This window comes from Streptomyces sp. NBC_00637, from assembly GCF_045161545.1.
Lineage (GTDB): Bacteria > Actinomycetota > Actinomycetes > Streptomycetales > Streptomycetaceae > Streptomyces.
The window spans coordinates 2,269,697-2,294,428 of sequence record NZ_CP109046.1 but is presented as its reverse complement, the minus strand read 5'-3'; the positions used below and the strand labels follow the sequence as shown (position 1 = coordinate 2,294,428).

Here is a 24,732-nt window from a genome sequence, read left to right as displayed (position 1 = left end):
GCCATCTCACCGCGCCCGGGCGTGAGTTCACACGTGCAGTCACCAACGATTTGTAGGATCATCGCAACCGCAAGCGACGTGTCACGCCTCTGCGACACGGGGGGACGGAGGTACGGGATGGGTGTGCCCGGAGCGGGCTCCGGACAGGGCAGCGGCCCCGAGCTGAAGGTGTCCGCGGAGGACCTCACCAAACTCGCCGACGACCTCGACGACATGCAGGACCACCTGGACAAGCAGGTGCGACGCATGGACGCGGTCGTCGACAGCATCGAGGCGGGCTGGCGCGGCCCGGCGGCGTCGGCGTACCGCGACTTCCACCGCGCGGCGGCCGAGGACGCCGTACGCATCCGTGAAGTGATGAAGCTGATCGAGGAGGCCGTACGGCTGAGCCGGGACGGCTTCTCCCAGGACGACCTCGACGTGCTCGCCCGGATGCGGCGGATCCAGGTGGACGTCGGGAGCGAGGTGGACAGACTGTCGACGCCGAACACCGGCGCACCGGCGGCGCCGCCGCGGAGCAGCCTCGACGACCTGTGACCCGTTCGAACCGCAGTTCCGCACCGCAGTTGCCGAGACGAACACAGGGGGAGTCATGTCGACCGGCACCGCACCCGACGACGACCACATAGCCGTTTCCTTCGCCACCCTCGAGGTGCTGGCCGCCGATCTGGAGGACATCCTCAAGAAGCTCAACGGCAAGCTGGACGATCTCTACGACCGGGTCGTGCCCGTCGTGCTGTCCTGGCGCGGCGAGACGCGCGAGGTCTTCGTCGACAAACTCGACGAGTGGGACCGCTCGGCCCAGGACCTGCAAGCGGCCCAGAAGTGGCTGCACGAGTACGTGACCACGGGCCACACCAACTACGCGGCCGCACACCTCGCGGTGCTGCGGGGCTGGGGTGGTGCCTGATGGCCGACGGGCGGCCCAGCGACGAGCAACGCGCACAGGAGCGGTCGGACGCCCGCACCCGCTCGCCCAGAACGAGCGGCGGCGGCTTCGACCTACAACCGCAGCACGTGCACTACACCGCGCTGGTGGTGCGTGACGGGCAGTTCGACTACGACAAGGGCGCCAGGGCCCTCGTCGACGTGCTGAACCAGTACAGTCAGTCGGCCGGAACCGGCTGGGGCGCGGACTCCTTCGCCGCAGCGTACAAGTCGGTGAACGAGAAGTTCCTGGAACTCTGGGCGAAGAGCGTGGTCAGCGTGGGCGGCGTCGCCGTCGGCCTGACCGACACCGCCAACAAGTACACCCAGGCCGACTGGGCCGCCCGCAAGATGTACGGTCCGCCGCCTGTCGAGAAGCCGCCGCCCGTCGTCATCGAGAGGCAACCCGGATACGGCCCGGTCAACGACATCAAGTGGTCGGGCACCGGGGAGGACGCGGACTCCTGGGACATCTCCGGAATCCTCGGCGAGGTTCCCGATTTCCTCGCCGACGTCATCCGGCCCGCGATCGAGCACGGCCTCAATCTCGGCAAGATGCACGAGATCACCCCGGGCGCCAGAGACGAGGAGCTCAAGGGCATGGCCACGGCCTGGCGCGCGGTCGAGAAGGACGCGAAGGCGGCGTCGGACAACTTCAACGGTGCCATCAAGTTCATCACCAACAACAAGGGCAACGACGAGTGGCAGGGCGCGATGAAGGCGTTCTGCCAGACCATCTGGGGCACCACCGAGTGGGGCAGGACCTACGACGCCCAGGGCAACCGGGCTTCCATGGGACGCAGTTGGAAGACGAACCGCAGCGTCGTCCCGGCGAAGCAGCGGCCCATCATCGAGATTCTCCGCCAGACCGCGACCACCGTGCAGGAGAGTCTCGACCATCTGGCCGACGTCCGTCTCAAGACTGCGGAGACGACCACCCGACTCGGCAAAGAGGCCGCGAAGGCGACCGTCAAGGACCTGACCACCGGCCTCGACCTGTTCGAGCTGACCCGGCTCGCGGCGACCATGGCATTCGGCGAGATCGTGCTGACGTTCCGCTCACACATGGACAAGGGGGCAGCCGACAAGGCGGTCGAGGAATATCACCAGGCCTTCAGCGACGCCGCAACCACGCTGAAGACACTGGAGACCGATCTCGACGAGGCACTGCTCAGTGTGCCCACGTTCCGTGCGGAGGCGGCCCGCGCGGAGGCGTACGGCGCACGCTCCCTGAACGACTTCAAGAAGGAACACATCTGGCAGCGCACAGAGAGCCAGATCCCCTACAAGTACTCCATCGACCTGGCCACGGAGGAGGAACTGAGCGGCGGCCACAGCATCGACAAGCATGTAGGTCTGACGGACGCCCAGCTGACCCAGCGATTGCGGGACGAGGCGACCGGGGCGGGGAAGGTCGATATTCCTGCGGCTTCCTCCTTCACCGACCTGGAATCGGCGCAGTATTACACTCAGCACAATGTCCGTAGCAATACGGCAGAAATCGACAAGTGGCTTACAGGTCCGCCTCCTCCGGTTCCGGGTGAAAAGCAGGACTTCTCCGTGGATGCGGTGCCCTCGGGGCCTCTGGGGATTCCGGCGGTGACAGGGCGCACGGCGCCGGTCGTGAACGATCGGGCGACGGCGCCACAGGACGCTCACGGCGTTCTGACCGTACTCAAATACGATCCGAACCTGGACCCGCCGTTCGTAGTCCTGACGTCCATGCCCCAATGACGAGTGAGGAGACAACGATGGCCGAAGCCGATGAGCGTTCATGGTCCGATGCGATCGACATGTACGAGCGTCGGGCGACCATCGCCAAGGTGACGAGCAGGGAGCACGAGAACTGGGTGCTCGACCTGTCCACCTTGATGCACGGCGATACCCGCGACGCGCGCGGCTGGCGCACGGTGGACATCTGGGACGGCGAACTCGAAAGGCTCGACGAACCGTCCTACCCCTTCGCCATGCCTCCGGAGGCCATCGCTACGGCGGACGCCTGGAAGCCATACCTGCATGAGATCCCGCGTTCTCAGGCCGTACGGTTCCTCGTGGCCCTTTCCACGCCCTGGATCGATGTCACAAAGGAACCGGATTTCGAGGAGCGCAAGGAAGACCTTGAAGCGAAGGCCCGCGTCATCCTGTCGCGCTTCCCAGAAGGCTCCCACTTCTATGCGAACACCGGGCACGGCAGCGATACCCGTGACTACTATCAGAGAGTTTCGCGGTGGTACTCCTTTTCCGTGCGCACCTGCGACTTCGGTTTGGTGCTCGTGTCGGAGACGGAAGTCGGGATGGTCTGGTCATTCCGCTGATGTGACGCGATCCGCCCCTGCCGCCCCGACCCTCCGTTCCGCCCACGATGGAGAAGCCCCTTGCGCACCCGCACTGCCAGCTATCAGGACCGTGAAGCCGCCCAATGGGCCACCCAGCAGGTCGTCACCGCCAATGAGCAGGTCATCCATCGCTGGCTGGCCGGATCCACGCGGCGGCGTCTGACCATCGAGGCATCGTGGCCCTCCCGGACCGAGCCGGTGGGGCGAGTGCTGCTGCAGGCGATGATGCTGGCTGGCCGGGAGCCCGTTGACGTGCGCGCGGCCCGGGTGGTCCTCCAGCGGGACACAAGCCGCCCCCACGGTTTCGCTGTTCACGCCACCTTCCCCGTCTACCTGTAGAAACCCTGTAGAGGCTGCCGACCGTGCCCCTGAGCCCCCTAGAACACGACCGCCGCTACGGCGAGCTGGACCAGGTGATCCGTGCCTATGCCGGCCGGCCGGCGGACGACACCCCCGACAGGACCAGCGATGCCCTGACCGCCTACCTCCGCCAGACCTGGCACACCCGCCCCTGGGCACTGGCCGTCGCCGAGCGTCAGCTGCGCGAGTACGCCGACAACCCGCCCGGCCGACTCCGTCTCCGCTTGGGCGAGTTCTACGCGATCCCGGACGTCGGTCTGCCCGAGGGCGAGATCCAGCAGTGGCTGTACCACCTGGCCGATCACATCAGGCACAGCATCGAACAGGGCGAGGTCCCGCCCCCGGCCGTGCCGGCCACTCACTGGGAGTGGCACGCCCGCTTCCCTGAACTGGGCCAGTTCCTCGGCGGCTGGTTCTCCCAGGACATGCCGGACGAGTTCGACGACCACGACGCGGCCGTCGACGACTACCGCGCCACGACCGACCGGCACCTCGTGGCCCGTCTGGTCGGCGAGTTGCGCGAGCTGCTCGCGCTCTCCCTGGACGAGTCCGACTACGCCGTGGCCGTCGCCGAGTTGGGTATGGAGGTCGACCCGCCGGCGCCGTACGCGCCCAGCGGCTGGCTCGCGTTGGCCGCCGACCGGCTCACCTCCCCGGCCGAGCACTGACCGCACCCACGGCCGGTCCTCCCGCCGCCACGGCTCGCAGGAAAAATCATCCCGAACGTGAGAAACGGGCCACGTGCGCAGCAGCGGTGACGCGGTTGTTGCATAAGGCAGTTGGGGCTGTCAGAGGGAGTCATTACAGTGGTTGCGTTGCGGTCATGAACACGTGAAAGGCGCGGGCGGTGCCGCCCAGGACGGGCGGCGGACAACGGGGAGAGTGGCTGTCGTGATTCCTGCGGACATGGGCGGGGGCTCCGCCGACGTACGGCGCGGTTATATGGCGCTCTCGACGTTCAAAAAGCGGGTGGACGACCTGCTTACTGCCTTCGAGAAATCGGCCGGCGGCTCGGCGAAGGTGGCGGACCACAGCCTCGCGGAACACACCTTCGGTGCGGGGAACTTCCCGGAGGCAAAGACGCTGCACCTCCAGTACGAGCGCGTCCACGAACGCATCACGACCCTCTCCAGGTCGCTGGGCCTCCAGTTGGAGGCCATGCAGATCGCCGTGCACGGCGTGGACGTCACGTTCGACAACCTCGAAGACGATCTCCGGTACCGGTTCCACGAAATCCGCACCGAGGTCAACCGGGATCGCGAAGAGGCGCTGGACAAGCAGACCGACCGCACCAACGACGCCGACCACAGCGGCACGGGGTACTGATGAGCGGCGACAAGAAGAAGCCGGACCACTATCAGGCGGAGCGCCAGGTCGCCGTCGAGCAGAACACCGGCGTGGACGACGCCGTGAACAAGGCTGTGGTCATCAGCCCCGGGTCCCTCAGCAGCCCGGGCGGATTCGGCAAGACCAGCTTCGAGGGTTACGACCTCAACGCCATGATCGACATCGTCGAGTCGGCGAACCCGGAGACCCTGGAAAGCGCGGCCACGGCCCTGGTCGACGCCCGGGACGCCATCAACGACGCCGCCAACGAGCTCAGCCGCAACCTGGGCGACGTCGACTGGGAGGGCGAGGCCCACACAGCCTTCTACACCTGGGGCATGAACCTCACCACCACCGCCCTCGCGCTCGCCAGTTACACCGACGAGGTGGGCACCCAGGTCCTGGCGGCAAGCTCAGGCCTGGCCTCCGTACGCAAGTCGATGCCCCCGCGCGACAGTCGCCTCGTCCCCAAGAAGGTCGAGGACATCCCGACGCCCCAGCAGGTCGAGGGCAACGAGGAGTACACGGCGGCGGTCAAGGCCGAGAAGGACCGCCAGGAAGCGATCAACCAGATGTACCGGCTGGCGTCGTTCTACACGGTGTCGAGCGGAATGATGGAACTGGCGGAGGAGCCGGTGTTTCCGGAGATGCCGGCGGTGGGGGTGCCGGAGCCGCCGCCCGGTTACGAGACGCCAGCCCCTCCAGGGGAGCGCAACATCGGCCTTGGTACGGGCACGAACGGCTCGGAAGCAGCACGAAGTCATTCGCCGGCTGACAGGACCGGGCCGTCCCAGCCGGACGACTCGTTGCCATCCGTCAGGGGACTGGACGACCCCCTCACCCGCCCGGAACACCACGTCGGCACGGAGATCGACAGCGTCGGCACTGTGCCGCCGCAGGATTCGGCGAAGCCGACGACCGTTGTGCCGCACCCGACAGCGGGTCCCGGCGCAAGTCCAGGGGGAGCGGTTCCTCCCTTTGTCCCCACCGGGGTACCACCCGCGCTCCGAGGGCCGGTCGGACGGCCCTCAGGATTCGGCGGGGTGTCGGGCAGCCGACTTCCAGCCTCGGCGCAGGGGCGTGTCGGTGGTGTGCCCGGCGCTACCTCGGCAGGGCGTACGGGAACCGGCCCCATGGGGCAGACGGGACGTACCGCCGCAGCAGGTAAGTCCGGTGGCCGCACCACTGGCCCCATGGGTCGCAATGTGGTCGGCGGGGTGCCCAAAACCGGCGGGCAGTCGGCGGCAGGGCGTCCTGGCGGCGCCCCACGCGGATCTGTGTCCGGCATGGGTGCCACGCCCCCCGGACGTTCGGGCGTCGGGCGCACCGGTGCCGGACGTACGCGCGATGGCGTTGTGGGCGGGAAGCCTGTCACCGGGGGTACCGCCGGAGCCACCGGTTCCAGGTTGCCGCGAGGCACGGTCGTCGGCGGTGAAGGCGCATCCACTTCGCGCGCTGCGGGCGAGAAGCCTGGTCGACGTGGAGTGATCGGGACCCCCGGCTCGACGACGGGTGCTGGAGCAGGACATGGGGCTCGCCGCCCGGTCGGAAACCCTGACGGTGTGGTCGGAACGCCAAAGGGGAGAGTCCCCGGAAACAAAAGCAAAAGCGGCGGGGAAGCCCCTGGCGGCTCACGCGCGGCACGTGGTTCGGCCGCGCGCAACCAGGGCTCCGGTAAACCGCGTTCACGCCGTGACGAACGGCGCGATGACGCGTCGACAACCGACTGACCGGACAAGAGTGAGGACAGACAGAGGCATGGCGCCAGGGATCAGTCGACGCGGCGGGCGGAGCGCGTCTTTCGCGGGACGAGGCGGAAGACGGGTTTCCGCCGTCTGTTCAGCTCTAGGGGCCTTGGCCGTCCTTTCGGCAGGTCTGGCTCCCCATGCGTCGGCCGCTGATATCCAGTCGCGACAGTGGTACCTGTCGGCTATGAAGGCCGACGAAATGTGGAAGGTGAGTACCGGCGAGGGCGTCAAGGTTGCGGTCATAGATTCGGGCGTCAATGCAAACACCTCTTCACTCAAAGGACAGGTGCTCGCCGACGAGGTCCCGGCTGCAGTAGCCTACGGCGCCACGAGTGACTACACGGGTCACGGAACGACCATGGCGGAACTCATTGCTGGTACAGGTACAGGCGACGGCCTGAAAGGGATAGCGCCTGGAGCCAAGATCGTTCCGTTCCGTATCGTAGCCGACAGCCTGAAAGACAAGGCAGAGATAAAGAAGACCGCGAGCTCGGCGAAGGCAATTAGGGCAGCCGCTGACAGCGACGTAAAGATCCTCAGCATGTCCTTCGGGAGCCCGGGTGAAGATCCAGAGGAAGCGGCGGCAATCAAATACGCCCAATCCAAGGGAAAATTGATGTTCGCCAGCGTCGGCAATGATGCTGAGACGAAGAACCTGATCGGCTACCCCGCTGCCTATCCGTACGTGATCGGAGTTGCTGCTTCCGACAAATCCGGGACAGCCGGAAAATTCTCGGAGTACGGCAACTATGTTGACCTGGCCGCTCCCGGGCTCAACATCCCCGGCTGGTGTGACGCGACATTCCGCTCCTACTGCGACAGTGCGGGAACGAGTATGTCGGCCGCCATCGCCTCCGCCTCCGCCGCCCTGGTCTGGTCCGCCCACCCCGACTGGACGGCCAACCAGGTCCTCGCCAGCCTGATCGACACCGCCGGACGCGACTGGGCGAAGGACGATCCGAGCACGTACCTCGGCTACGGCTTGATCCGCCCCCGCCTGGTGCTGGAGCAGAGCAACTTCAACCCCGGCCCGGCCGGCACCGACCCGCTCGCCAGGGAGAACGCGACGGGCGTCACGGACGAGGCGGGCAACGCGCCTTCCGCGTCGGCGTCGACCTCGCCCCCGTCCGCGAAAGCCACCGCCGGCGGCCAGACCTCGGCGGCAGCATCGACGTCCGACACCTCCGACAACACCACGATGTGGATCGCGCTCGGAGCAGCGGCGGCCGTTCTGGTGATCGGGGGCGGAGCCTTCGCGGTGATCCGCTCTCGGCGAGCCACATGACCCACGCATGACGAACCTCGACGTACGAAAGGGAGTGCCGAAATGGTCGACCGCAAGCTAAACGACGGCGACGTACAGAAGCTCCAGAAGGAAGTCATCGATCGCTACGACAACATCCGGGGTTCCCTCGCGAAGTTGCAAGGCACGATCGACATGATCGAGAGGGCGTGGACGGGCCAGGGAGCCAACGCCTTCAACGTCAAGCAGACGGAGATCAACGGCCATATGGTCGCGATCGGCAAGATGCTCGACGACTTCCTCGACGGCATCCACATGACCAAGACCGACAAGCAGAACCTCGAGGACCAGATCACCGCCGACATGAACAAGATCTCGGTCGAGGATCTCGGCGGAAAGACTTCGGCGCTCAACAGCTACTGACCATCGATCCGGCGAAGTCCGGCTGAAGTCTTCAGAGAAACGAGGGGAAATGCCTTCCGGAGCCCATTACGAGGAACTCGCCGTCACCTACGGCACCATGGACGCGCTCGCCACCGAGCTCGGCGACCAGGCCAAAAAGCTCGAGGAGGACCTCGAAGCGCTGCGCCAGGCCGTGCTCAACGTGTCCTCGGGCTGGGGTGGCGAGGCGTTCCAGCAGTTCCAGAGCAAGAGCGAGGAGTGGAACAAGCACGCCCGCGGCATCCACGCGGCGCTGCTCCAGATCTCGCACCAGGTCCACGGCGCCGGCGGTGACTACCGCGGCGGCGACCTGAAGGGCGCGAGCTACTTCATGTAACAGCGAGTACGTCACAACACCAGGGTGGGCACGCACGGGAGGTGCCCACCCTGTGCTGTAACCGAAGAGGCGTGGCAGGCGGGGGACGCTGGGAGAGCGCGGAGCACGCACGAGCACGCACACTCGTGCGCCGGTGTCCGCCTGATCGAGTTGAGCCCAGATCCAGGTCAGGTGCAGTCCTTCCCTTTCCGCACCTGCCCGGTGTATTCGGTGATAAGACGCTTCATCGTGGACGAGCCCCCCCGGCCGGAGGCGTAGACCTGGACAACGGTGAAGAGGGCCTGATCCGGGTGAGTGGAATCCGTACACCCCTGAACTTTCCCGACCGCGCCGGTGTCCGAATAGAGGAACGTGTCGCCGCTGCTCACGTCGCCCTTGCTGACCTGAGCATGCACGGCGGCGACGTCGGCAACGCTTCCTGTCTTTTCCCACCACAATCGACCTGTCACAAGGGCGAGTTCACCGTCTACGCTTACGTTGCAGCGCTCGGTTCCACCGTTGGGTGTCGTCTGCCGGGTGGAAACCGATTCTCCGGGCGGCAGGAACGGTGCCAGAAGGTCGGGGTCCACGGGCACCCCGCACAAGGACTCCGGGAGGGAATAATCCCTCTCCTCGCCGCTTGTGCATCCGGACAAGGCGGTTCCGGCTGCGAGCGATATCGTCAGGATTGAAAGCCGACGAAGCGTCGTCGACAGCGGAAGCGATATGCGCTTCAAGGTCAGGGACCTCTCTGGACGGGTGGATCCTCGTGCGGGTGTACGACTCGTGCGGCCGGGGCTCAGCATCAGACATCCGTCTTCAGATCGGAGGCCATGACAGTGACGTTCGTCCCGGAATCCTTGAAACCGCGAGCTGCGCTGACTCGGGCCCATTCTCCGACACTCGGTATATCGACCCTGCCGTGGTTCTTCGCTGCGGTCTCTGCCGCCTTCTCGGTGTAGCCACTGTTGCTGTCGAGGCCGCTCTCCCAGTACTCGCCCATAAGGGGCCCGGCATTGCCCAGTTCCTTTCCTTCTGCGTCCTTGAATAGCTCTTCCAGGATCACGCTGGTCGCGGTACCTGCTATACCACCGGCTGCCGCACCCCCAACCGGGCTGACGATGAAGGTCGTTCCCACCCCCGTGACGGTGCCGACCGTTCCGGAGATGACGTTCTTCCACTGAGCCACCGAGTGCTCGTAGGCCTTGTCCGCGTCTTCGCCCTCGTGCGCGACGACTTCGGCGCGGCCTTGAGCCAGCGTTCCGGATACCTCGCCCGATCCGCTCGCGATCTGTTCGACGACGAACTGGGAATCGGTGGCATAGCGCTCGCTCGCCGAGAGGTGGGGGTCGAGGTGATATTCCATCAGATTGCCCATATAGGCTTTCTGACCCACCTCCACGGCGGCGTACCCTTCGGGGTTTTGTCCGACAGTGAAGAGGAGCCGTGTCACGTCTCGGTGGTTGAACGTCGCCTCGGCGCCGACGATCGGGAAGAGCCGGTCCGTGTCGCCGTCGGAGTCGTTGGTCATGGCCCGATTGATGTCCGGTAGGTATTCCGATGCGATCTGGCCGATGCTGTCGCCCATGTAGCCGTAGTCGGTGACGCGTGACGGCTGTTCCGAGACGGACGCCACCAGGCTCTCCATCAGCTTCGCCTGCTCCGCATTGTGCGGCGGGGTGTCCGCCGTGGGCATCTCGCCCGCCGGATGCCCCGTGGTGGCGGCCTCCAGGGCGAGAGCCAGGTTGTTCCGCCCGGCGATGCTGTCCTCGCCCTTGTCGTCCTGGTCCGGCGGCCAGTCCCGCTCCTCGAAGAGGTAGTCGAAGTTGGTCAGCGACGCCCGCTTGCCCTTGTCGTCCTTGAAGTCGTGGTCCTCGTCCTTGGTGACGAAGGTGTCGTTGAGGAACTCCGTGGCCGCGTCCGGGCTGTTCGAGAGGGCTTTGAGATAACCGGTCATCGGGTCCCAGCCGGAGTCGGTGCCGGTCCGGTTGAGGAGGGGGTCCGCGCCCGTGCGCTGCCAAGCGCCGTGCCGTCCGTTACCCGTGAACTTCTTCTCCGTCTCGATCAGCTTGTCGCCGTAGTCGACGAGGAACCGGTCGTCGAAGTCGCCCCATCGCATGAGGTTGGTCATGACCTGCCCGCCGAGGGGGAAGCCGCCGGTGCGGCCGACCGGCTTGTCGACCAGGTCGATCATCGTGGACTTCCACTGGGTCATGTCGGCGTTGTCGCTCTGTGACGCGGTGGCGAGCGTGAGGCCCAGGTTCTTCTGGAGGTCGTCGTACTGGTCGACCCGCTGCTGCCCGATCTTCCACGCACTGTGCGGGTCGTTGATGCCCGTCCAGAAGTCGAGGGTTCCCCGCGGTCCCAGCCGCGTGGCGAAGCGTTCCGCGAACAGTGGGTCGTCGGCGTAGTCCTTGAGCCCCTTGTCGAGCCGGTCGAACTCGGCGACCGACAGATCCTCGGGTTTCTGTTTCGCCAGGTCGGCCAGCTCCTCGGCCTCCTCGAGCGCCTTGGCCGCGGAGTCCCGGTCGGTGTAGTCGACGTCCGAGAAGCCGAGCGTGCTCTGGTCGGCGATGGCCATGAGGACGGCGTTGGCCGAGTTGTCACTCGTGGCGGCCTGTTCCAGGATCTTCTGGATCTCGTCCCGCAAGGCGGTGATGGCGCCCCGGTTGTCCTGGTCCTGTCGGGTGCGGCCCTCCGGCGGGACGTTCGTGGTGACCGTGAACCCGCCCTCGTAGCCGATGACCGTCAGGTTCTGCCGACGACCACGCTCGATGGCGTCGTCGAGCTGCCCCTTGTACTTCTTCAGCTCGTCCCGGGTGTCCTGGAGGATCTTGTGGATGGACGAGGCCTGGCTGTGCGCGTCGGTGAACTCCCCGGCGGTCTTGCCGATGAACTCCTTGGAGACGGTGGCGTTGTACCCCGCCCAGCTCGCCTGGTTCGCGGCGCCGCGCAGGCCCTTCTCGGCCGCGTCCATCAACGTCTCCAGGTCGACCACCATCGTCGACCAGTCCTCGACCGCATCGTCCAACAGGCTGAACTCGGCGTTGCGAAGGGCGTCGAGATCCATCAGCTCTTGCCCTTTTTGTCGTCCTTCTCGCCGTACACCGGGTTGTGCTTGCCGGCTTCGCCGACGCGTTCGTCGAAGCCGGCGTCGAGCACGTCGATGCTGCTCATCTGGCGGCGGATGTAGTGGTCGTCGCCGGCATGCAGCTTCGTCGTGACGGTCATGTGGTTCGAGATGTGCGCGCACGCGTCCCTGAGGGAACCCAGCTGCTCGTCCCAGCGCAGGGCGACATGCTGGAGTGCGCTGCCCAGGGCGAAACCGCCCTTGCCGAGGGCGCCCGCGGCGCTCTCACTGGTGGGCACCGCTCTGCGGCCCTTGTCCCAGAGGTCGTTGTACAGCTTGAACGCGTTCGTGCCGATCTTCGCGAGATCACTCTGGTTGGCTCGCAGCTCGCCGTACCGACCGGGATCCGGCGCGGGGCGTACCGGCCCGCTTCCGGGATCCAGCTGGTTCAGCCGCATGTGGGGTGCGGCGCCCGAGGCCGCATCCGCCTTCAGTTGCTCCCACTCGTCCCACGCCACGCCGCGAACCCCTTCCCCGTATCCCCGTATCCCCGTGTCCCCGTGGAGCCCGCACCTCGGGCGGGCCAGGCGCCCAGGCCACCAACAGGCCAGATCCATGAACCCGGTTCAAGCGAGTTCACAGATCTCACCCTACTTTCCCCAATTCACCGCCGTACGGTTGACGACGGCGAAGCCGAGTCCTCCGAATTCAGCATCGAGGAAGCCTTGAGGACGGCAGCGAAAACGCGCCCGTCACCCCTCCTCCGGCACCCACCCCACCTGCACCAACGGCTTTCCCCGTCGCCGGGAGACGAAGATCCCCCGGCCCGGGGGCATCGGACGGGGCCGGACCCCGCCGAGGAGGTCGCCCTCCCCGGGGTCGCCCGCCAACACCACGCCCTGGGCGCCCAGTTCCTTGATGCGCTGCATGAACGCCTCGTACGACGCCCGCCCGGCGCCCGCCGTCGACCGTGCGACGATGAACCGCACGCCCACGTCCCGGGCGAACGGCAGCAGCTCCGTCAGGCCCGCCAGCGGATTGCCGCTCGACGTCGCCACCAGGTCGTAGTCGTCGACGACGACGAACACCGTCGGGCCACGCCACCAACTGCGGTCCCGGAGTTGCCGTGCCGTCACGTCGGCCGTCGGGGCGCGGCGCTTCATCAGGTCGGCGAGCGCGGCCATGTGGTGGTCCATGGCGTTGGACATGGGGATGTACTCGGCCAGGTGGGAGTCCGGCGTCGCGTCCAGCAGGGAACGCCGGTTGTCGACCACGAACAGCTTGCACTCGTCGCCGGAGTAGCGCTGGGTCAGTTGCCTGATCAGCAGCCGCAGCAGATTCGACTTGCCGGACTCGCTCTCGCCGAAGACGAGGAGGAACGGATCCTGCTCGAAGTCGACGTAGACCGGCTCAAGGCGGTCCTCGTCGAGGGCGAAGGCGACCCCGCGGCGCGGGAAGCGGTCACCCGGAGGCAGCGAGCCGGCCGCGAACTCCCTCGGCAGCAGCCGTACTTCGGGCGCGGGCGCCGCCTGCCACTGCCGGGCGACCTCCGCCGTCAGCGCCTGCGTGGCGTCGGCGAGGTCCGTGTCGGAGGTGACGCCGTCGATGCGCGGCACCGCCCCCATGAAGTGCAGCTTCTGCGGCGACTGGCCACGGCCCGGCACGCCCGACGGGACGTTCGCGGCGACCTTGCGGTCGATCTCGGAGTCCATCGTGTCGCCGAGCCGCAGTTCGAGACGGTTCATCAGATGGTCCTTGAGAGCGGCCCTGACCTCCATCGAGCGCGAGGCCGTCAGCACCAGGTGGACGCCGTAGCCGAGCCCGCGCGCCGCGATGTCGAGGATCACCTGGTCCATCGCCTCGTACTCGGAACGGAAGTTGCCCCACCCGTCGACGACCAGGAACACATCGCCCCAGGGCTGGTCGGTGACCGAGATGTCCCCGCGGGCCCGCCTGGCCCGGAACTCCGCGATCGACGGGATCCCGGCCGAGCGGAAGTACTCCTCGCGCCGCGTCAGCACGCCGTACACCTCGGCCACCGTGCGCCGTACCCGCTCCGGGTCGAGCCGGGAGGCGACCCCGCCCACGTGCGGCAGGCCGGCCACCGACGCCATCGCGCCGCCCCCGAAGTCGAGGCCGTAGAACTGGACCTCGTGCGGTGTGTGGGTGAGGGCGAAAGCGCAGATCAGCGAGCGCAGCAGGGTCGACTTGCCGGACTGCGGGCCGCCGACGATCTGCATATGGCCGGCCGCGCCGGAGAAGTCCACCCAGAGGGAGTCGCGCCGCTGCTCGAACGGCTTGTCCACCAGGCCCACCGGCACGACCAGCCGGCCCGCACCCTCGTATCCGGGCTGGGTGAGGCCGCGGCCCGGTACCGCGGTGAGCCCCGGCAGCAGCGCGTCCAGCGAGGGCGGACTGTCCAGCGGCGGCAGCCACACCTGGTGCGCCGCCGGGCCCTGCGCCTCCAACCGCCGCACCACGACGTCGAGCACCGTGTCCGCCAGCGCGTCGTCGACCTCCGCGTCGCCGGACGGGCGGGCCTGAGGCACGGCCGCGTACCGCACCGGAACCTCCGCCGAGGTGAACAGCACCGGCCGCCGGTCCACCGGCAGCGGGCCGCCCCCCGGCGCCGTCCGCTGGGCGCCGGAGCGGTAGACCCCGGACACGTAGGCCGCCTTGAAGCGCACCATCTCGTCCGTGCCGAACTTCAGGAAGCCGGAACCCGGCACGTTCGGCAGCGAGTACGCGTCGGGCACACCCAGCGCCGCCCGCGACTCCGCCGCCGAGAAGGTGCGCAGACCGACGCGGTACGACAGATAGGTCTCCAGGCCGCGCAGCCGGCCCTCCTCCAGGCGCTGCGAGGCCAGCAGCAGGTGCACACCGAGCGAGCGGCCGATCCGGCCGATCTGCACGAACATCTCGATGAAGTCCGGCTTCGCCGTCAGCAGCTCGCTGAACTCGTCGATCACCAGCACCAGGGAGGGGATCGGCTGGAGGGCGGCTCCCGCGGCCCGCGCCTTCTCGTAGTCGTGGATGTTGGCGTAGTTGCCCGCGTCCCGCAGCAGCTCCTGACGGCGGTTGAGCTCACCCCGGATGGAGTCGCCCATCCGGTCCACCAGCGTCAGGTCGTCCGCCAGGTTGGTGATCACGGCCGCCACGTGCGGCATCTGCGCCATGCCGGCGAAGGTCGCGCCGCCCTTGAAGTCGGCGAGGACGAAGTTCAGCGTCTCCGAGGAGTGCGTGACCGCCAGGCCCAGCACCAGTGTGCGCAGCAGCTCGGACTTGCCGGACCCGGTGGCGCCCACGCACAGTCCGTGCGGGCCCATGCCCTCCTGTGCCGCCTCCTTGAGGTCCAGCATCACCGGACGGCCGTCCTCGCCCACCCCGATCGGCACCCGCAGCCGCTCCGCGAGTGAACGCGGCCGCCAGGTCCGCCGGGTGTCCACGGAGGCGGCGTCCCCGAGGTTCAGCAGGTCGGTGAACTCCAGGTTGGCCAGCAGCGGTTCGTCGTCGTCCCCGCCGGAGGCCATCCGCAGCGGGGCGAGCTGCCGGGCGAGCGCCTCGGCGGACTCCGGGGAGAGCGCGTCGGGCGTCCCCTCGTAGACGGCGCCCTGCCCCGACTCCAGCCGCAGCATGCCCGGCTGTACGACGATGTCGAGCTCGCCGCCGGCCCCCGTCGGCTCACCGGGGACGATCTCGAGGACCGTCACACCCTGGAGCCCCTCGGGATTGGCCAGCACCGAGTCCGGGGGGAGGGAGACGCCGTCGAGGACGACGACGATGTGCGGTTCGTCGGGCAGCGGCGTCGCGTGCGGATGGAACCGCGGGCGCCCCGTCAGCCGAGCCCCGAGCAGGTTCTCCAGCTCGCGGGTGTCGGTGCCGATCAGCCGGCGGCTGCCCGCCCCGTCCACGGCCCCGGACGCCTGGACGTGCGGCAGCCACTTCGCCCACTCCCAGTGCGGCAGCTCCTCCCGGCCCGCCGCGACGACGAGAACCAGGTCCTCGGACGAGTGCAGCGCGGCCAGCGAACCGGCCAGGGCGCGGGCGCAGGAGCGCACCGACCGAGGCTCACCGCTGACGGTGACGTGGTAGAAGGCGCGCAGCGAGACGGCCATCGGCAGGTCGTCGAGGCTGTCGTGGACGGCGAGGAAGCGTTGCAGCGCGCCCGCGGTCAGCGGCTCCAGCTGCTCCACGGGGCCGGTCTCGGGGGCGATCAGCGGGGTGGCCAGGGACTGCGCGCCGAGGCCGACGCGGACCTGGGCGAAGTCCTCGTCCCCGGGCCGTCGTTCCCACACCCGGCTGCCCTCGGCGACCAGCGCCCACAACTGCTCGGGGGAGGGGTGCAGGTAGTACTGCGCGTCACGCTGGGCCCGCGCGGTGTCGAGCGCGGTGCGCCGGATCTGCGCCAGATAACTCAGGTAGTCGCGGCGCATGTCCGCCAACTGCCCCTGCGACCCGCGCCGGAAGCGCACCACCATCGCGATCGACATGGCCACCGTCGAGGCGATCATGACCATGCCCATGATGCGCATGAACGGTTGCCCGCTCGTGAAGAAGAAGACCACCGAGCCGCCCATGCCGAGCGTCGGCAGCAGTTGCATCAGCACGCTCTCCTGATGGCCCCGCGGCAGCTCCGGCGGAGGCTGGAGGACGACCTCACCGGTGGGAACCTCGGACGGCAGCGCCCGTGGCTGGCGCTTCACGACGATGTGGCTCACGGCTCACCAATCCCCTTGCGAGGCCCCGAATCCCCTTGCGCGGCCCCGGAAAACCTCGTCCGCCGCCCCGTCCCGGACGGACGCAGGCCGCCGCGTGATCCTACTGACTGCCTGTCCTACCAAGGGGCGGTAGGGTGCCGGATGTTCGCGTGAGCACACCCGCGGGACGCGCCGCGCACCAACCGGCGCGGAACCTTCACACCGCCGACCGACACCGAACACGCCGACGCGGAACCATCACTGAGGGGGAGCAGCAGGTGAGTATCGCGGCCTCCGCGGCAGCCACCGGAGAAGGGCGCGGCGCCGGAGCCGCGCCCACGGCGGGGACGGGACTCGGCTTCTGCCGGGTCACCATCGTCGCCCCCGACAGCCGGATCGACGTGGCGCTGCCCGACGACGTGCCCGTCGCCGACATCCACCCGGAGATCCTCCGGCTCTCCCGGCAGAGCCCCGCCGAGGGCGCTCCCGTCGGCTACCACCTCGTCCGCCGGGACGGCACCGTCCTCGACAGTTCCCGTTCGTTCGCCGCCCAGCACATCCTCGACGGCGAGCTCCTCACCCTGCGCCCCTTCGCCGAGTCGCTGCCGCCCGCCGTCTTCGACGACGTGTCGGAGGCGGTCGCCGCGGCGGTGACGCGCGAGCACACCCTGTGGAGCGGCGAGCTGACCCGCGCCGCGGGCCTCGTCGGCGGAGGGGTCCTGCCGGCCCTGCTCGCCTTCGTCGCCTGGACCGGCGACCCGCGACACGACATGCACGGCCTGCCCGGCATCCTCGCCGGGGTCGTCGGTGTCCTGCTGATCGCCCTCGCCTGCGTCCGGGCCCGCGTCTACGACGACCGGGGCTCCGCCGTCGCCCTCGGGCTCGGCGCGCTGCCCAACGTGGCCGTGGCGGGCTCCGGGCTCCTCCCGCTCGCCGACGGTCAGGGCATCGGCCGGCTCCAGTTCCTGCTGGCCTGCGCCGCGGTACTGCTCGCCGCGGTGCTGCTCACCCTGTGCTCACCGCGCGGGGACGGCCCCTTCGTCGCCTTCGTGGTCGCCTCCGGTGCCGGCCTGGCGGCGGTGTTCGCGGCGATCCTCGCGCACTGGACGCCGGCCGAGACCGCCGCCCTGTGCGCCCCCGTCGGAGTGGGCGCGCTGGCGTTCCTGCCCGGCCTGTCCATGCGCTTCGCCCGGCTGCCGATCGGCTTCGACGCCCCGGCCACCGCTCCGCGCAGCGCGTACGGCGCCGATCCCACCCCGCGCGAGCCGGTCGACGCCGAGCGGATCGCCGCCCAGGCCCGCCGCGGACACGAGCTCCTGGTCGGACTGGTGGGCGGCTGCGCGGTGGTCACGGTCGGAGCCTGCGCGGTTCTCGGGTTCTCCGACGACGTCTGGGCCCGGCTGCTCGCCCTGGCCGCGAGCGTCGCCCTGCTGATGCGCGCCCACCTGTTCCGCTACACCGCCCAGGTCGCCCCCGTGCTGGCGGCGGGCCTCGGTGCCCTCGTCCTGCTCGGACTCGGTCTGGCGCTGAACCCGCCGCACTCGGTGATCCGGGACGCGCTGAGCGGCGACCGCACCGACCTGGAGATCCGTACCGTCTGGCTGGTCGCGGCGATCGCGGCGGCGTCGGCGATCGTCACCGCGATCGGCCTGATCGGCTCGCGGGGCGGCCTCACCCCGTTCTGGGGCCGCTTCACGGAGCTCGCCGAGGGCTTCGTCCTGCTGACGCTCGTCCCGCTGGCACTGGCCGTCTTCGACGTGTACGCGACGGCCCGGTCGATGACGGGCTGACCCGCGGGCGGCGACGAGGAAACGCCGCCCCGGCCGCCTACCGCGGCGGCGAGCCGGTCCCGGAACCAAGCACGGTGCCGACGACACCCGCAACGACGGCCGTGACCACGGCCGGGCCGGCACCCGTGACCACGGCCGGGACGGGACCCGTGACGACCGACGACGCCCGGGGCGGGCAGCGGCGGCCGGCACACACCGGCCGCCGGTCCGGCTACCGCGCGGCGGACTCCCCGTCGTGCCGTGCCGGCTCCAGATCGAACTCGCCGTCGCGGGCCCCGAGCACGAAGGCCCGCCACTCCGCCTCCGTATAGCGCAGCACCGTCTCCGGGTCGAGCGAGGACCGCATCGCGACGGCCCCCGCCGGCAGGTAGGCGATCTCGACGCGCTCCTCGTGCTCCTCCGTGCCCGGGGCGCACTGCCACTCGGCGCCGGAGATGTCGAGCGCGTACAGCTCGTCCCGCTCCCGCTCCTTGCGCGCTTTGACCTCTTCGTCCTCGGCATCGGCCATGTCGGCTCCGACCCTTTCCCCTGGGTTCCCGCTGTTCCAACGAGCTGTGGCATCACCCTACTTGCCGGCGTTCCCCCAGCTCAGAGGTTCTTCCTTTACCTTCCGGCCCGGCGCCGTCGCCCGTACACTGCCCCCCGTCGGCACGGCACCGCCGGCCCGTCCGCGGCGATATCCCGGACAAGCCCGGCGCCCCGGCCTGCTACCCTGGCTTTCGGCCGTTTGTGTACGCACCCCCGGAAACACCCTCAGGGAGTCCCTGAAGGTTCTGGAGGTCGCGCTCAGCGGATCCCCGCCTCCCGAGTAACGGAAGCTCCCCCGAGACCTAGACCGGGGGCACTCGATGGCCCTGAAAAGACTACGAGGAGTACGCGTGCCGCTCGACGCCGCTACGAAGAAGCAGCTGATCACCGAGTTCGGTCAGAAGGAGGGCGACACCGGCTCCCCCGAGGTCCAGGTCGCCATGCTGTCCCGCCGGATCTCGGACCTGACCGAGCACCTCAAGACGCACAAGCACGACCACCACTCCCGTCGTGGTCTGCTGATCCTGGTCGGTCAGCGTCGCCGCCTTCTCCAGTACCTGGCCAAGAAGGACATCCAGCGCTTCCGTGCGCTGGTCGACCGCCTGGGCATCCGCCGCGGTGCGGCGGGCGCCAAGTAGCACGCCGTGAGGGGAGCGGTTCCCGGACCATCGGGACCGCTCCTTTTGCTGTACGTACCGGTACGCGGTGGCACGCATCGGCACCCGCCGGTACGCGCCGTGGACCACCGGCGCCGGGGCCCGTCGTACGCCCCCTCGCCCTACGGAAACGTGCGGAGTGTCACCAACGCTTTGTAGTGTGGTAGCACAACGCCTTACGTACGACACAGCGTGATGACGTGTACTCGCTGCGGGTAAACGTCACCACGCCCACCGAACGAGGAGAAGCGCGCTTCGCCGCCGCCGGTCCTCGGTAGTGGCCCCCGGGAAAGAGATCCCCGGGTGCTTCGATCGAAGACCGGCCCGCACCGAGCGTTTCTCCGCAACCGTCCCCCTGCCACACGGGCAGCGAGGGACGAAAGACGACAAGTAACGGAGAAAATGCTAGTGGAGAACGAGACCCACTACGCCGAGGCCGTCATCGACAACGGTTCCTTCGGCACCCGCACCATCCGCTTCGAGACGGGCCGCCTCGCCAAGCAGGCCGCCGGCTCCGCCGTGGCGTACCTGGACGACGACACCATGGTGCTGTCGGCCACCACCGCCTCCAAGAACCCCAAGGACCAGCTCGACTTCTTCCCCCTCACGGTGGACGTCGAGGAGCGGATGTACGCCGCCGGCAAGATCCCCGGCAGCTTCTTCCGCCGTGAGGGCCGTCCCTCCGAGGACGCCATCCTCACCTGCCGCCTGATCGACCGCCCGCTGCGCCCGTCCTTCAAGAAGGGCCTGCGCAACGAGATCCAGGTCGTCGCCACGATCATGGCGCTCAACCCCGACCACCTGTACGACGTCGTGGCGATCAACGCCGCCTCCGCGTCCACGCAGCTGGCCGGTCTGCCCTTCTCCGGCCCGATCGGCGGCGTCCGCGTCGCGCTGATCAACGGCCAGTGGGTCGCGTTCCCGACGCACACCGAGCTCGAGGACGCCGTCTTCGACATGGTCGTCGCCGGTCGCGTCCTGGAGGACGGCGACGTCGCGATCATGATGGTCGAGGCCGAGGCCACCGAGAAGACCATCCAGCTCGTCGCGGGCGGCGCCGAGGCGCCCACCGAGGAGGTCGTCGCCGCCGGTCTGGACGCCGCGAAGCCCTTCATCAAGGTGCTCTGCAAGGCCCAGGCCGACCTCGCCGCCAAGGCCGCCAAGCCCACCGGCGAGTTCCCCGTCTTCCTCGACCACCAGGACGACGTCCTGGAGGCGCTGTCCGCCGCCGTCCGCCCGGAGCTCACCGCCGCGCTGACCATCGCGGGCAAGCAGGACCGCGAGGCCGAGCTGGACCGCGTCAAGGCGCTCGCCGCCGAGAAGCTCCTGCCGGAGTTCGAGGGCCGCGAGAAGGAGATCTCCGCCGCGTACCGCTCGCTGACCAAGTCCCTGGTCCGTGAGCGCGTCATCAAGGAGAAGAAGCGCATCGACGGCCGCGGCGTCACGGACATCCGTACGCTCGCCGCCGAGGTCGAGGCCATCCCGCGCGTGCACGGCTCGGCGCTGTTCGAGCGTGGCGAGACCCAGATCCTGGGCGTCACCACCCTCAACATGCTCCGGATGGAGCAGCAGCTGGACACCCTCTCCCCGGTGACCCGCAAGCGCTACATGCACAACTACAACTTCCCGCCGTACTCCGTCGGCGAGACCGGCCGCGTGGGCTCGCCCAAGCGCCGCGAGATCGGCCACGGCGCCCTCGCCGAGCGCGCCATCGTGCCGGTGCTGCCGACGCGCGAGGAGTTCCCCTACGCGATCCGTCAGGTGTCCGAGGCCCTCGGCTCCAACGGCTCGACGTCCATGGGCTCGGTCTGCGCCTCCACCATGTCGCTGCTGAACGCCGGTGTGCCCCTCAAGGCCCCCGTCGCCGGTATCGCCATGGGTCTGATCTCCCAGGAGATCAACGGTGAGACGCACTACGTCGCCCTCACCGACATCCTCGGTGCGGAGGACGCCTTCGGCGACATGGACTTCAAGGTCGCCGGCACCAAGGAGTTCGTCACCGCCCTCCAGCTCGACACCAAGCTGGACGGCATCCCGGCCTCCGTCCTGTCCGCGGCCCTCAAGCAGGCCCGCGACGCCCGCCTCCACATCCTCGACGTGATGATGGAAGCGATCGACACGCCGGACGAGATGTCCCCGAACGCCCCGCGGATCATCACCGTCAAGATCCCGGTGGACAAGATCGGTGAGGTCATCGGCCCGAAGGGCAAGATGATCAACCAGATCCAGGAGGACACCGGCGCCGAGATCACGATCGAGGACGACGGCACCATCTACATCGGTGCCCAGGTCGGCTCGCAGGCCGAGGCCGCCCGCGCCACGATCAACGGCATCGCCAACCCGACCATGCCGGAGGTCGGCGAGCGCTACCTGGGTACGGTCGTCAAGACCACCACCTTCGGTGCGTTCGTGTCGCTGCTCCCGGGCAAGGACGGTCTGCTGCACATCTCGCAGATCCGCAAGCTCGCCGGCGGCAAGCGCGTGGAGAACGTCGAGGACGTGCTCGGTGTGGGCTCCAAGGTCCAGGTCGAGATCGCCGAGATCGACTCCCGCGGCAAGCTCTCCCTGATCCCCGTGATCGAGGGCGAGGAAGCTGACGAGGACACGAAGGACGACTCCGACAAGTGACGTCGAGTAGCTCCCAGGCGACGGCCCGCACCTCTTCGGAGGCGCGGGCCGTCGCCCGTACCCAAACCCTGATCAAGGGCACGGCCGGCATCGGTGTCGTCCGCAAGACCACCCTCCCGGGCGGCCTGCGCATCGTCACCGAGACCCTCCCCTCGGTCCGCTCCGCCACGTTCGGCATCTGGGCGCACGTCGGCTCCCGCGACGAGACGCCGTCCTTGAACGGCGCCACGCACTACCTGGAGCACCTCCTCTTCAAGGGGACGAGCCGCAGGTCCGCGCTGGACATCTCCTCCGCCATAGACGCGGTCGGCGGCGAGATGAACGCGTTCACGGCGAAGGAGTACACGTGCTACTACGCGCGCGTGCTCGACGCCGACCTGCCGCTCGCCATCGACGTCGTCTGCGACATGCTCACGGGCTCCCTCATCCGCGAGGAGGACGTCAACGTCGAGCGCGGCGCGATCCTCGAGGAGATCGCGATGACCGAGGACGATCCCGGCGACTGTGTGCACGACCTGTTCGCGCACACGATGTTCGGCGACAACGCCCTCGGCCGCCCGGTCCTCGGCACCGTCGACACGGTCAACGCCCTCACCGCCGACCGCATCCGCCGCTTCTACAAGAAGCACTACGACCCGACCCACCTCGTGGTCGCGGCCGCCGGCAACATCGACCACAACAAGGTCGTACGCCAGGTCCGCGCCGCGTTCGAGAAGGCCGGCACCCTCACGAACCCGGACGCCACGCCCATCGCCCCGCGCGACGGCCGGCGCACGATCCGCTCGGCCGGCCGCGTCGAGCTGATCGGCCGCAAGACGGAACAGGCGCACGTCGTCCTCGGCATGCCGGGCCTGGCACGCACGGACGACCGCCGCTGGGCGCTCGGCGTGCTGAACACCGCCCTCGGCGGCGGCATGTCCTCCCGCCTCTTCCAGGAGGTCCGCGAGAAGCGCGGCCTGGCCTACAGCGTGTATTCGTACACCTCGGGCTTCGCCGACTGCGGCCTCTTCGGCGTGTACGCGGGCTGCCGCCCGAGCCAGGTGCACGACGTGCTGAAGATCTGCCGGGACGAACTCGACCAGGTCGCCGAGCACGGCCTGTCCGACGAGGAGATCGCTCGCGCGATCGGCCAGCTGAGGGGCTCCACCGTCCTCGGCCTGGAGGACACCGGCGCGCTCATGAACCGCATCGGCAAGAGCGAGCTCTGCTGGGGCGAGCAGATGTCGGTCGACGACATGCTGGGCCGGATAGCGGCGGTGACCCCGGACGAGGTCCGCTCGGTGGCCCGCGACATCCTGGGACGGCGCCCGTCGCTGTCGGTCATCGGCCCGCTCAAGGACAAGCAGGCCTCCCGGCTGCACGACGCGGTCGCCTGACCCTTCGGCAGTCCTTCGGCAACTTCGGTAAGGAAGCACAACAGATGAGCAAGCTGCGTGTGGCGGTCCTCGGCGCCAAGGGCCGGATCGGTTCCGAGGCGGTACGAGCGGTCGAGGCCGCCGAGGACATGGAGCTGGTGGCCGCCCTCGGCCGGGGCGACAAGCTCGGGGCGCTGACCGAGAGCGGCGCCCAGGTCGTGGTCGAACTGACCACGCCCGACTCGGTCATGGACAACCTCGACTACTGCGTGGGGCACGGCATCCACGCCGTGGTCGGCACGACCGGCTGGACCGAGGAGCGTCTCGCGCACCTGAAGGGCCGGCTGGCCGAGTCCCCGGAGACGGGCGTGCTCATCGCGCCCAACTTCTCCATCGGCGCCGTCCTGACCATGAAGTTCGCGCAGATCGCCGCGCCGTACTTCGAGTCCGTCGAAGTCGTCGAACTGCACCACCCCAACAAGGTGGACGCGCCCTCCGGCACCGCCACGCGCACCGCCCAGCTCATCGCCGAGGCCCGTCGCGAGGCGGGCACGGCCCCGGCGCCGGACGCCACGCAGACGGGTCTGGAGGGGGCGCGCGGCGCGAACGTCGACGGCGTCCCGGTGCACGCCGTCCGGCTGCGCGGGCTGCTGGCCCACCAGGAGGTACTCCTGGGCGGCGAGGGCGAGACGCTCACGGTCCGCCACGACTCGCTGCACCACAGCAGCTTCATGCCGGGCATTCTGCTGGGCGCCCGCCGGGTGGTGTCGACGCCGGGCCTCACCTTCGGCCTGGAAAACTTCCTCGACCTCGGCTGAGGCTGACATGCGCGCCAAACTCTCCTACGCCCTCACGGCCGCCGTCCTGGTCTTCTACTTCGTCCTGGTCGGCAGCCGCGGCGTCATGCTCATCCAGTCCGGCACCCTGCTGACCGTCACCTTCGGCGTGGCGGTGCTGATCCTGCCGGTCATCGGCGTCTGGTTCCTGTGGAAGAACACCCAGTTCGTCCGCCGGGCCAACGCCCTCGCCGTCGAACTCGACGCCGAGGGCGGACTGCCCGTCGACGAACTGAGGCGCACCCCGGGCGGCCGCGTCGACCGCGACTCCGCCGACGAGGTCTTCGACCGGCGCAAGGCCGAGACCGAGGCGGCCCCCGACGACTGGCGCACCTGGTTCCGCCTCGCCGTCGCCTACCACGATGCCCGCGACACCCCCCGGGCCCGCAAGGCGATGCAACGCGCGATCAGCCTGCACGACGGCAAGCCGGTCCAGACCGCCTGAGCCGTACGACACAGACCGCGCAGACGCCAC

At 68.8% G+C, this 24,732-nt stretch carries 22 protein-coding genes; 17 read left to right on the top strand and 5 right to left on the bottom strand.

The window, feature by feature from the left end:
- Positions 1 to 117 precede the first annotated feature (117 nt).
- From OG440_RS09710 to OG440_RS09660, 11 genes are all read left to right on the top strand, one after another.
- Positions 118 to 537 carry a WXG100 family type VII secretion target gene (locus tag OG440_RS09710; protein WP_406006440.1) on the top strand — a complete coding sequence of 140 codons (420 nt, stop codon included), beginning with the start codon at positions 118 to 120 and terminating at the stop codon, positions 535 to 537.
- A gap of 55 nt (positions 538 to 592) precedes the next feature.
- Positions 593 to 910: a WXG100 family type VII secretion target gene (locus tag OG440_RS09705; protein WP_406006439.1), complete on the top strand. Its 318-nt coding sequence runs from the start codon at positions 593 to 595 to the stop codon at positions 908 to 910.
- Positions 910 to 2,661 carry an RNase A-like domain-containing protein gene (locus tag OG440_RS09700; protein WP_406006438.1) on the top strand — a complete coding sequence of 584 codons (1,752 nt, stop codon included), beginning with the start codon at positions 910 to 912 and terminating at the stop codon, positions 2,659 to 2,661. Before OG440_RS09705 ends, OG440_RS09700 begins: the two co-directional genes overlap by 1 nt.
- 17 nt (positions 2,662 to 2,678) lie before the next feature.
- Positions 2,679 to 3,242, top strand: a complete 564-nt coding sequence (locus tag OG440_RS09695; protein ID WP_406006437.1) for a hypothetical protein — start codon at positions 2,679 to 2,681, stop codon at positions 3,240 to 3,242.
- 60 nt (positions 3,243 to 3,302) lie between these two features.
- The gene (locus OG440_RS09690) at positions 3,303 to 3,602 is read left to right on the top strand and encodes an RNase A-like domain-containing protein (protein WP_406006436.1); all 300 of its coding nucleotides are present in this window, start codon (positions 3,303 to 3,305) and stop codon (positions 3,600 to 3,602) included.
- Between the two features lie 23 nt (positions 3,603 to 3,625).
- Positions 3,626 to 4,291: a contact-dependent growth inhibition system immunity protein gene (locus tag OG440_RS09685; protein WP_406006435.1), complete on the top strand. Its 666-nt coding sequence runs from the start codon at positions 3,626 to 3,628 to the stop codon at positions 4,289 to 4,291.
- Positions 4,292 to 4,514: 223 nt separating this feature from the next.
- Positions 4,515 to 4,949, top strand: a complete 435-nt coding sequence (locus OG440_RS09680; protein WP_406006434.1) for a hypothetical protein — start codon at positions 4,515 to 4,517, stop codon at positions 4,947 to 4,949.
- Positions 4,949 to 6,679 carry a hypothetical protein gene (locus OG440_RS09675; RefSeq protein ID WP_406006433.1) on the top strand — a complete coding sequence of 577 codons (1,731 nt, stop codon included), beginning with the start codon at positions 4,949 to 4,951 and terminating at the stop codon, positions 6,677 to 6,679. Before OG440_RS09680 ends, OG440_RS09675 begins: the two co-directional genes overlap by 1 nt.
- A gap of 202 nt (positions 6,680 to 6,881) precedes the next feature.
- The gene (locus OG440_RS09670; RefSeq protein WP_406006432.1) at positions 6,882 to 7,982 is read left to right on the top strand and encodes a S8 family serine peptidase; all 1,101 of its coding nucleotides are present in this window, start codon (positions 6,882 to 6,884) and stop codon (positions 7,980 to 7,982) included.
- Positions 7,983 to 8,024: 42 nt separating this feature from the next.
- A complete protein-coding gene (locus OG440_RS09665) occupies positions 8,025 to 8,363 on the top strand; it encodes a WXG100 family type VII secretion target (protein WP_406006431.1) in 339 nt (112 codons plus the stop codon).
- A gap of 49 nt (positions 8,364 to 8,412) precedes the next feature.
- On the top strand, positions 8,413 to 8,718 hold the full coding sequence (locus OG440_RS09660) for a WXG100 family type VII secretion target (protein WP_406006430.1): 306 nt from the start codon (positions 8,413 to 8,415) through the stop codon (positions 8,716 to 8,718).
- Between the two features lie 167 nt (positions 8,719 to 8,885).
- On the opposite strand, the gene OG440_RS09655 is transcribed toward OG440_RS09660, so the two are convergent.
- The 4 genes from OG440_RS09655 to eccCa form a co-directional block, all read right to left on the bottom strand.
- Positions 8,886 to 9,434: a hypothetical protein gene (locus tag OG440_RS09655; RefSeq protein WP_406006429.1), complete on the bottom strand. Its 549-nt coding sequence runs from the start codon at positions 9,432 to 9,434 to the stop codon at positions 8,886 to 8,888.
- Positions 9,435 to 9,502: 68 nt separating this feature from the next.
- Positions 9,503 to 11,767, bottom strand: coding sequence for a DUF6571 family protein (locus tag OG440_RS09650; protein ID WP_406006428.1), 2,265 nt, complete (start codon positions 11,765 to 11,767; stop codon positions 9,503 to 9,505).
- Positions 11,767 to 12,285 (bottom strand): hypothetical protein, encoded by a 519-nt coding sequence (locus OG440_RS09645; RefSeq protein WP_406006427.1) that lies wholly within the window; start codon positions 12,283 to 12,285, stop codon positions 11,767 to 11,769. The genes OG440_RS09650 and OG440_RS09645 overlap by 1 nt, the downstream gene beginning before the upstream one ends.
- A 234-nt stretch (positions 12,286 to 12,519) precedes the next feature.
- Positions 12,520 to 16,485: a type VII secretion protein EccCa gene (gene eccCa, locus OG440_RS09640; protein WP_406006426.1), complete on the bottom strand. Its 3,966-nt coding sequence runs from the start codon at positions 16,483 to 16,485 to the stop codon at positions 12,520 to 12,522.
- A 257-nt stretch (positions 16,486 to 16,742) separates the two neighbouring features.
- Here eccCa and eccD point away from each other — a divergent pair, with 257 nt between their 5' ends.
- The gene (gene eccD, locus OG440_RS09635; RefSeq protein ID WP_406006425.1) at positions 16,743 to 18,254 is read left to right on the top strand and encodes a type VII secretion integral membrane protein EccD; all 1,512 of its coding nucleotides are present in this window, start codon (positions 16,743 to 16,745) and stop codon (positions 18,252 to 18,254) included.
- A gap of 211 nt (positions 18,255 to 18,465) precedes the next feature.
- On the opposite strand, the gene OG440_RS09630 is transcribed toward eccD, so the two are convergent.
- On the bottom strand, positions 18,466 to 18,762 hold the full coding sequence (locus OG440_RS09630) for a DUF397 domain-containing protein (RefSeq protein ID WP_406006424.1): 297 nt from the start codon (positions 18,760 to 18,762) through the stop codon (positions 18,466 to 18,468).
- Positions 18,763 to 19,132: 370 nt separating this feature from the next.
- On the opposite strand from OG440_RS09630, the gene rpsO reads away from it, so the two are divergent.
- The 5 genes from rpsO (at position 19,133) to OG440_RS09605 (ending at position 24,702) form a co-directional block, all read left to right on the top strand.
- Positions 19,133 to 19,420, top strand: coding sequence for a 30S ribosomal protein S15 (rpsO, locus tag OG440_RS09625; protein WP_020128575.1), 288 nt, complete (start codon positions 19,133 to 19,135; stop codon positions 19,418 to 19,420).
- Positions 19,421 to 19,846: 426 nt separating this feature from the next.
- A complete protein-coding gene (locus OG440_RS09620) occupies positions 19,847 to 22,066 on the top strand; it encodes a polyribonucleotide nucleotidyltransferase (RefSeq protein ID WP_406006423.1) in 2,220 nt (739 codons plus the stop codon).
- Positions 22,063 to 23,442 (top strand): M16 family metallopeptidase, encoded by a 1,380-nt coding sequence (locus tag OG440_RS09615; protein ID WP_406006422.1) that lies wholly within the window; start codon positions 22,063 to 22,065, stop codon positions 23,440 to 23,442. Before OG440_RS09620 ends, OG440_RS09615 begins: the two co-directional genes overlap by 4 nt.
- Positions 23,443 to 23,486: 44 nt before the next feature.
- Positions 23,487 to 24,239: a 4-hydroxy-tetrahydrodipicolinate reductase gene (gene dapB, locus OG440_RS09610; RefSeq protein WP_406006421.1), complete on the top strand. Its 753-nt coding sequence runs from the start codon at positions 23,487 to 23,489 to the stop codon at positions 24,237 to 24,239.
- 7 nt (positions 24,240 to 24,246) lie between these two features.
- Positions 24,247 to 24,702: a hypothetical protein gene (locus OG440_RS09605; RefSeq protein ID WP_406006420.1), complete on the top strand. Its 456-nt coding sequence runs from the start codon at positions 24,247 to 24,249 to the stop codon at positions 24,700 to 24,702.
- Positions 24,703 to 24,732 lie beyond the last annotated feature (30 nt).